The following is an 8,593-nucleotide window of genomic DNA, read 5'->3' as shown; positions in this document are numbered from 1 at the left end:
GTGTTTTAACGCATACCTTTATTTGTATATTTAATCTTCTCAATACAAAAATACGACCTATGTCTCTATTTATCTCCTTAAAAACTTAATGCATGCTTTATTTTTAATAGTCTCCCTGCGAGGAAAATTAATGAAACATCGTTTAGCTAAAAGTGTAGGGCTTTCATTACTATCACCTATAATTATTGGTTGCTGTTTAGGTGCTTATTACGCACTGACATTAAATGGTAATCCTATGAGTATTTTTTTTAATTTACTGATGAGTGCAATTGCCAATGGCCATATTGTAGGTTTAACGATGGCGGCGTTTGTGGTGCCAGGTTATCTGCTAATGCTTAAGTATGCCAAAGTCAATTATTCAGGTGTGCTTACGCTTGGGTTATTAGGTGGGGCTATTTTTAGTTACTTATTGAGTGCGACCTCTGGAATGGTGTTTTTAATAAATACGTTGATGTCAGCATTAGCTGCAGGGTTATTTTTATATGGCTTACGCTTAGGAGCCATTAAACAAGACAACCCACAATCGCAGAAATAATAGCCAAGCTCACTGAAACTTGAGGAAATTTAGTTTTTTTTGCCTGTAAAAGGTTCCAATTATTCTTCACAAAGAGTACCTTTACCTACTGTATGTTTAATAAGAAGTAGTTTGGTATGCAAAAGCAAGCGTTTTACCAGTCATTAGTTAAACAAACTGAATCACTGATTGCAGGTGAATCAAACATTATTGCCAATATGGCAAACATTAGCGCGCTGTTATTTACCTCTTTAGATGATGTAAATTGGGCGGGCTTTTATTTAATGGATTCACCTCAAGAATTAGTGCTTGGGCCTTTTCAAGGCAATCCTGCATGTATACGTATTCCTGTTGGAAAGGGTGTCTGCGGAACCGCTGCACAAACAGCGCAAACACAACTTATTGAAGATGTTCATGCATTTGCGGGCCACATAGCTTGTGATGCAGCGTCAAATTCAGAAGTAGTTATTCCTATTATGAAAGAAGGAAAGCTGTTTGCGGTGCTTGATATAGACAGCCCGAGTATTGCTCGGTTTGATATTGATGACCAACAAGGTCTTGAAGCGCTTATTGCGGTTTTTGAGGCTAATTTAGTATGAAAGATCTACTAAATGTACAAGATTATCTTTTTGGCAACACCGATGTTGGTGATTGGGAAGGAGATGAAGAACACGTAGCGGAAACGCTCAACGATTTAATTCATATTGCTTGGGATCGTCTTCCTGACGATCTTGGGACAGAGTTAATCGATGAAATTATTAATGGTATTTGGGAACACCTTCGTGGCGATATGGCGCTTGTAGAGGCTGAGTTCGAAGAGTTGACCGACTGGGTAACACACTATGTCGATTCGTCACTTGATGAAAAGATGTAATAAAAGGTTCTAAGAATGGAAACCACAAACAAGCTAAAAGATATTAATGAAGTGCTAGAATTTTTATATCAAGAATTCCCGCAATGTTTTAAACAAAAAGACGGTATCAAGCCGCTTAAAGTCGGTATCTTTAAAGATATCGCTGAGCGCATTGAAGGCTCAGAAAAGGTTAGTAAAACGCAAGTTCGTCAAGCGCTTAGGAAATACACCTCAAATTGGCGCTATTTAGAAGCGGTCACCAAATCAGAGTTTCGTATTGATCTTGATGGCAACCAAGCTGAAAAAGTTGAGCAAGAACATATCGATCATGCTCAAAAAGCCCTTGAAGAAAGTCGTGCGAAAATGGCTAAACGCAAAAAACAGCAGCGTCCACGTCAAGATTCCGATAGCAAGTCCTTCAAAAAGAAACCAACTCAATTTGCTAAAAATGGCGAAAAGAATGCTAAGCCAAATAGCAAACCAGCTAAAGCTGCACCGGTTAAACGTTCAGGAAAAATTGAACCTTTACCAGCCAGTGAGGTCAAGGTTAATAACAAAGTAAAAGTTAAACTAGGCCAAGCACTTGTTAATGCAACAATCACTGAAGTGAACAAAGAAGATGTTCATGTTGAATTAGTGACTGGCATGCAAGTTAAAACTAAAGCAGACAGCTTATACATTATATAAGCTGTAGATAAATTAAGGAGTTGTGTATGAGTCAGAAGTTTACGCTCATTCCGTTAGTTGCGGCCCTATTTTCAGGTTCATTATTTGCAGCGACAGAGGTTGCTACAGAGGTTGCTACAGAGGTTGCTGATGTATTGACGGCAAATGACTTGCCTGTATTAGAGCAAGAAAGTCAACATAGTACGGTTAGCAAAAGAGTGACAAACTTATTTACTCGCGCTCATTACAAACCTATTCGATTTGACGATGCTTTAGCAGAAAAAATATTTGAACGTTATATCGAATCCCTTGATTTTAATAAAAGTGTATTCTTGGCTGCGGATGTTGCGTCATTTCAGCAATACCGCGATCAATTTGATAATGCACTGTCTACTGGTAAATTAGATTTTGCCTACAATATTTTTAATATTAGTATGCAACGCCGCTTTGAACGTTATGATTATTCACTTTCTTTGCTTGAAAAGGAAATGACTTTTGATAAAGAAGATGAGTATCTTTATGACCGTGAAGACGCTAAATGGGCTGAAACTCAAGCTGAGCTAGATGAACTTTGGCGTGAGCGTGTTAAATATGATGCACTACGTTTAAAAATGACGGGCAAAGATTGGGCTGGTATAAAAGAAGTGCTAGTTAAACGCTATCACAACGCACAAAAACGTTTAGTACAAACGAATAGTGAAGATGCTTTTCAAATAATGATGAATTCATTTGCGCGAAGTATTGAAGCGCACACTTCTTATTTATCTCCTCGGCGTGCTGAACAATTTAAAATGGATATGGACCTAGAGCTGGAAGGCATTGGGGCTGTATTAACTTTTGACGAAGATTATACGGTTATTCGTAGTCTTGTACCGGGTGGTCCGGCTGATAAGTCTGAGCAAATCAAAGCAGATGATAAAATTATTGGTGTTGCGCAAGAAGGCGAGGAGTTTGTAGATGTAATTGGTTGGCGCTTAGATGATGTGGTTGATTTAATTAAAGGACCAAAAGGCACAACGGTACGTTTACAATACTTAAAAGGCTCTGACGCACACGGCACACCAAAAGAAGTGAAAATTGTTCGTGATAAAATTCGCCTCGAAGACAGAGCTGCTAAATCAGAAGTATTTGAAGCTAATTACTCTGATTTAACCAGCAAGATTGGCGTAATTGAAATCCCTGGCTTTTATAATAACTTGTCTAAAGACGTTAAAGTTGAATTAACGAAATTAAGAGATGAGAAAGTAGACGGTATCATTATTGATCTTCGCCAAAATGGCGGCGGGTCATTATACGAAGCAACACAACTTACTGGCTTATTTATCGATCAAGGCCCTGTGGTACAAATTCATACATTGAACAATCGTATTGAAGAGCAAAAAGACCGTGATGGCATCACTTTTTATGATGGTCCATTAACAGTTTTGGTTGACCGTTATAGTGCATCAGCTTCTGAAATATTTGCCGCAGCATTACAAGATTATGGTCGTGCAGTAATTATTGGTGAGCAAACATTTGGTAAGGGTACTGTACAACAACATAAAGGCCTTGAGCGTGCATATGACTTATACGACAACCCTATTGGCAGCGTACAATACACTATCGCTAAGTTTTATCGTATCAACGGTGGTAGTACGCAGCACAAAGGTGTGATTCCAGATATTTCATTCCCTTCAGCAATTGATCCTGATGAATGGGGTGAAAGTGAGCAAGACAATGCCTTGCCGTGGGATAGTATTATTCGTGCTAAATATACACCTGTTAATAACTTAAAACCTGCTATTAATTATTTAGCTAAACTTCATGATACGCGAATTAAATCTGAACCTGAATTTGGTTATGTATTTGAAGATATTACTCGCTATAATGAAGAGAAAGATAAAAAGACCATCACGTTAGTTGAGGCTAAGCGTGAAAATGAGGAAGAAGAAGGTAAAGCTCGTGCCTTAACACGTACTAATGAAAGGTTAAAACGCTTAGGCGAAAAGCCAGTTGAAAATCTTGATGATGTACCTGAGGTGTTAGATGAACTAGATCCATTCTTAGAAGAAGCGGCACTGATCACGCAAGATTACATAAAATATGGTCGTTTAGCTAAAAAATAGTTGCTTTCCCATCCAATAAAAAAGGCGCATTCGCGCCTTTTTTGCTGCCTAAAACAAATACACTTGGTATACTCATCCTCTAACTTAGATGAAGCAAAATGCCTTAATACTATGACAACAACATATATTAAAAAAATAATAATTACACGTTATTAAAAACGTGTTGGAGACGCTATTTTGCAGCAACAACAAGATAAATCCATTAAACAATCAAGCTTCTTCGATGCTTTAGTTCCTATCTCAGTGCTGATTTGTTTACTTGGCGCAGCTGTCTATTTATTTGGTGACAGCTCCTCGTCAGGACCAAACCAAATTGCCCTATTGTTTGCTACTTTCACTGCGGCTTTAATCGGCTTAAAAAATGGGTATACCTGGAAAAAGCTGGAAGATGCAATGATTGAAGGCATCACTTTATCGCTAGGTGCTATCTTGATCTTACTTATGGTCGGCGCTTTGATTGGTACTTGGCTACTTTCAGGTACCGTGCCTACGTTAATTTACTATGGTTTACAAGTAATCAACCCAAGCTGGTTTTATGCAGCTAGCTGCTTAATTTGCGGCGTTGTGGCAATGAGTATTGGGAGTTCATGGACAACCGCAGCTACAATTGGTGTTGCTTTACTTGGTGTGGCTTCAGGCCTTGGGTTAGAGCAAGTCGTGACGGCAGGCGCGGTTATATCTGGCGCTTACTTTGGAGATAAGCTAAGCCCACTATCAGAAACTACTAATTTAGCGCCTGCAGTTGTTGGCGCTGATTTATTTGAACATATCCAGCATATGCTTTGGACCACCGTTCCAAGCTTTGTAATTGCATTAATCATTTTTATATTTATGGGTTTTAATGCTACAGCGTCAGGTGAAGCAGGGCGCATTGATGACATTACCGCTATTTTAGAGCAGAATTTTAATATTGGCCTTGAAATGTTGGTACCGCTTTTAGTTTTGCTTGTGTTAGCAATGAAAAAAATGCCGGCATTCCCTGCTATTTCTATTGGTGCGGTGATGGGGGCTGTTTGGGCTATGTTATTTCAGTCAGACTTAATTGCCAGTCAAATTGATCTTTCTCAAGGTCAATTGGTTGGATATTTTAAGCTAGTTTGGACGACCTTTTTTGATGGTTTTAGCATTGTAACGGGTGATGACAAAATGGACTCATTACTCAGCGGTGGTGGCATGTCTGGAATGCTGACAACCACATGGTTAATCATGACGGCGTTGATGTTTGGCGCGATTATGGAAAAAACAGGCTTACTTGATGTGTTTGTAAAAAGTATTTTGCGCATTGCAAAAAGTACCGGTTCATTAATTACAGCAACGATTGCTACTTGTATTGGTACTAATGTGATTGCCGCAGACCAATATATTGCTATTGTAGTACCTGGACGCATGTATAAAGAAGAATACGAAAAGCGTGGCCTGAAGCCTGTTAACTTATCACGTACCTTAGAAGACGGCGGCACTATTACCAGCCCGCTTATTCCATGGAATACTTGTGGCGCCTATATGCAAAGCGTATTACTGATCAATCCGTTTGATTATGCATTGTATGCCTTTTTTAATCTAATAAACCCTTTCTTAGCTGTTATTTATGCCTACTTAGGCATCAAAATTCTTCGTATCAAACCTAAGCAACAAGCTTAAAACTGATTGCTCCTTTTTACTAAGGGGCATGTTAGGAGCACTACTATGTCTGAAAACGAAACGTCTGAAACTAAAATGTCTGAAAATAAAAAGCCTCAAGCGCAATATTTAAAAGATTATCAAGCGCCGAATTTTAGTATTAAGCATGTAAAACTAAATGTTGATCTTAAGCCTACAAATACCCGTGTGACAGCCAAACTTAGCTTAACGCGGATGAGTGAGGATAACACTTCACTGGTCCTTGATGGCATTGACTTAACGCTTATCAATTTAATCGTTGATGGTAAACCTTACGATGATTATGTATTAAGCGATGATCAATTAATCGTGCATAATTTACCTAAGGTGTGTGAGCTGACAATTTGTAATGAAATCTCACCGCAAACAAATACCTCTTTAGAAGGGCTATACTTATCGGGAGGTGCGTATTGCACACAATGTGAGGCACAAGGGTTTAGAAAAATAACGTATTATCTTGATAGACCCGATATATTAGCGACCTTTGAAGTCACTATTATTGCTGATAAAAAGTACCCGCATTTATTGTCTAATGGTAATAAAATTGCAGATGGTACGCTTGAAGATGGCCGCCACTTTGCCACATGGCAAGATCCGTTTAAAAAGCCAAGTTATTTATTTGCTTTGGTTGCAGGTGACTTTGATGTAGTAGAAGATACTTTTATTACTAAAAGCGGTAGAACTATTGACTTAGCTTTATTTGTTGATAAAGGTAATTTAGCAAAAACACCGCATGCAATGACGTCCTTAAAAAAGTCGATGCAGTGGGATGAAGAGCGCTTTAATCTTGAATATGACTTAGATATATATATGATTGTCGCCGTTGATTTTTTCAACATGGGCGCTATGGAAAATAAAGGCTTAAACATTTTTAATAGTAAATGTGTATTAGCCAATCAAGAGACCGCAACGGATAAAGACTTTCATACTATTGAGTCGATTGTCGGACACGAATATTTTCATAACTGGACAGGAAACCGGGTAACTTGCCGTGATTGGTTTCAATTATCGTTAAAAGAAGGTTTAACGGTGTTCCGCGATCAAGAGTTTAGCAGTGATCTTGGCTCTAGAGCACTTAACCGTATTGATGCCGTGAAAGTAATGCGTACTCATCAATTTAGTGAAGACGCAGGGCCTATGGCGCATCCAATTCGTCCTGAAAAAGTAATTGAAATGAATAATTTTTATACGGTAACCGTCTACGATAAAGGCGCTGAGGTTATTCGTATGATGCATACTTTGTTAGGCGAAACCAACTTTCAAAAAGGTATGGCACTATATATTGATCGCCATGATGGACAAGCGGTTACCTGTGATGATTTTGTTGCAGCTATGAATGATGCATCAGGTGTTGATTTAAGCCAGTTTAAGCGTTGGTATAATCAAGCAGGTACACCACGTTTAGTCGTTGATCAGCATTATGATCCGGTTAAACAAACATTCATGTTACATGTTTCACAGCATGCACCATTAAATCAACCGAATAATAAACCACAGCATATTCCGTTTGCAATTGAATTACTTGATAGTGAAGGGCAAAGTATTGCACTTAGTTTTGAAGGAAAATCAATTAATCACGTACTTGATGTAACACAGAGTGAGCACGAGTTTATTTTTGAAAATATTGATGCTCAACCGGTTGCCGTGCTACTCGAAGATTTTTCAGCACCGTGCATTGTAGAGCAAGATAATAGTGAACATGATTTATTACACATTATGCGCTTTGCTCGTAGTGACTTTTCTCGTTGGGATGCGCAGCAACGGTTATTTATAGGCGCAGTAAAACAAGCCATCAACGAAAACCAAACTCAGCCAATACTTAGTGATGCGATTATTAATGCGTTAAATGTACTTATATCTGAACGTGAAGGTGATTTAGCCCTTATCGCCGAGCTGTTAAAGCTTCCAAGCTTTGATACTTTAGCGGGCGAGTTTGAAGTGATCCCTGTTGATCAGTTAATTTCTATTAGCAAACAGTTTGAGCAACAAATTGCGGTACAACTTAACGAGCAGCTTCTTAGCTGTTACCAAGCACTTGACGATGACGGCTCGTTAAATGAAGCTGCTGTTGCAGCTAGAGCACTAAAAGGAATCTGTTTATATTATTTGGCGAAGCAAAACACGGCCTTAGATGCATCCATGCAAGCAAATATAGATGCTTTACTTAAAGCACAAGCTTTATCAAGTAATATGACGAATGTGCTTGGCGCCTTAGGGAGTGTTGTAAAAGCCCAGCACCCATTAAGTGATGAACTATTGGCGCATTTTGATAGCCAATGGCGCCATGATGTACTGGTTATGGATAAGTGGTTTGCGCTACAAGCAATGCAAAATGGTGACAATGCGATTACCAACATAACGCGCTTGTATGAACACCCATGTTTTGATTTAGGTAATCCAAACCGTGTACGAGCCTTAGTAGGCAGTTTTAGTCACTTTAATATAGAGCAATTCCATCGTGCTGATGGTGAAGGTTATAAGTTATTAGGTGATTTACTCGTTAAGCTTAATGCTATTAATCCACAGAACGCCTCGAGAATGCTCACGCCGTTTATGTCATGGCGCCGTTATGATGAAAGCCGCTCACTGGCAATGAAAGCTCAGTTGCAGCGATTGTCTAAACTTGATGACTTAAGTCATGATTTGTACGAGAAAGTGGACAAAGCACTGCAATAAATCATGACAGAACTCTATTTCTCATTAAATATGAGTTATCAGGAGTGTATCGACTATTACGATGGAAAATATACATCAGTGTAAATTATTTAAGATAGCGGCAAAACAGTATGTTTTGCC

The 8,593-nt window shown here is 38.7% G+C and carries 7 protein-coding genes; all 7 read left to right on the top strand.

Translation table 11 applies throughout. The features are described 5' to 3' along the window. Positions 1–130: 130 nt before the first annotated feature. The 7 genes from ACT3RM_RS07475 to pepN all read left to right on the top strand — a co-directional run bounded on the left by ACT3RM_RS07475 (position 131) and on the right by pepN (position 8,473). On the top strand, positions 131–535 hold the full coding sequence (locus ACT3RM_RS07475) for a hypothetical protein (RefSeq protein ID WP_441833906.1): 405 nt from the start codon (positions 131–133) through the stop codon (positions 533–535). Positions 536–651: 116 nt separating this feature from the next. Beyond that, the gene (locus ACT3RM_RS07470) at positions 652–1,113 is read left to right on the top strand and encodes a GAF domain-containing protein (RefSeq protein ID WP_441833905.1); all 462 of its coding nucleotides are present in this window, start codon (positions 652–654) and stop codon (positions 1,111–1,113) included. After that, entirely contained in the window at positions 1,110–1,388 is a 279-nt protein-coding gene (locus ACT3RM_RS07465; RefSeq protein ID WP_441833904.1) for a hypothetical protein, read from the top strand. Before ACT3RM_RS07470 ends, ACT3RM_RS07465 begins: the two co-directional genes overlap by 4 nt. A gap of 15 nt (positions 1,389–1,403) precedes the next feature. Further along, a complete protein-coding gene (gene proQ, locus ACT3RM_RS07460) occupies positions 1,404–2,054 on the top strand; it encodes an RNA chaperone ProQ (protein WP_441833903.1) in 651 nt (216 codons plus the stop codon). A 26-nt stretch (positions 2,055–2,080) separates the two neighbouring features. Next, positions 2,081–4,138 carry a carboxy terminal-processing peptidase gene (prc, locus tag ACT3RM_RS07455; protein WP_441833902.1) on the top strand — a complete coding sequence of 686 codons (2,058 nt, stop codon included), beginning with the start codon at positions 2,081–2,083 and terminating at the stop codon, positions 4,136–4,138. A gap of 177 nt (positions 4,139–4,315) precedes the next feature. Further along, positions 4,316–5,779 carry a Na+/H+ antiporter NhaC gene (nhaC, locus tag ACT3RM_RS07450; protein WP_441833901.1) on the top strand — a complete coding sequence of 488 codons (1,464 nt, stop codon included), beginning with the start codon at positions 4,316–4,318 and terminating at the stop codon, positions 5,777–5,779. A gap of 75 nt (positions 5,780–5,854) precedes the next feature. Next, a complete protein-coding gene (pepN, locus tag ACT3RM_RS07445) occupies positions 5,855–8,473 on the top strand; it encodes an aminopeptidase N (RefSeq protein ID WP_441833907.1) in 2,619 nt (872 codons plus the stop codon). Positions 8,474–8,593: the final 120 nt, after the last annotated feature.

Source organism: Pseudoalteromonas sp. AOP7-A1-14 (assembly GCF_052376275.1).
Lineage (GTDB): Bacteria > Pseudomonadota > Gammaproteobacteria > Enterobacterales > Alteromonadaceae > Pseudoalteromonas.
Note: the sequence above shows the minus strand (reverse complement) of the source record. Positions and strands in the feature narration are given on the sequence as shown.

What these genes read in the sequence shown, in the direction of transcription:
- pepN (WP_441833907.1), top strand. Translation starts at nt 5,855, where the DNA reads ATGTCTGAAAATAAAAAGCCTCAAGCGCAATATTTAAAAGATTATCAA.
- proQ (WP_441833903.1), top strand. Translation starts at nt 1,404, where the DNA reads ATGGAAACCACAAACAAGCTAAAAGATATTAATGAAGTGCTAGAATTT.
- ACT3RM_RS07475 (WP_441833906.1), top strand. Translation starts at nt 131, where the DNA reads ATGAAACATCGTTTAGCTAAAAGTGTAGGGCTTTCATTACTATCACCT.
- ACT3RM_RS07465 (WP_441833904.1), top strand. Translation starts at nt 1,110, where the DNA reads ATGAAAGATCTACTAAATGTACAAGATTATCTTTTTGGCAACACCGAT.
- prc (WP_441833902.1), top strand. Translation starts at nt 2,081, where the DNA reads ATGAGTCAGAAGTTTACGCTCATTCCGTTAGTTGCGGCCCTATTTTCA.
- ACT3RM_RS07470 (WP_441833905.1), top strand. Translation starts at nt 652, where the DNA reads ATGCAAAAGCAAGCGTTTTACCAGTCATTAGTTAAACAAACTGAATCA.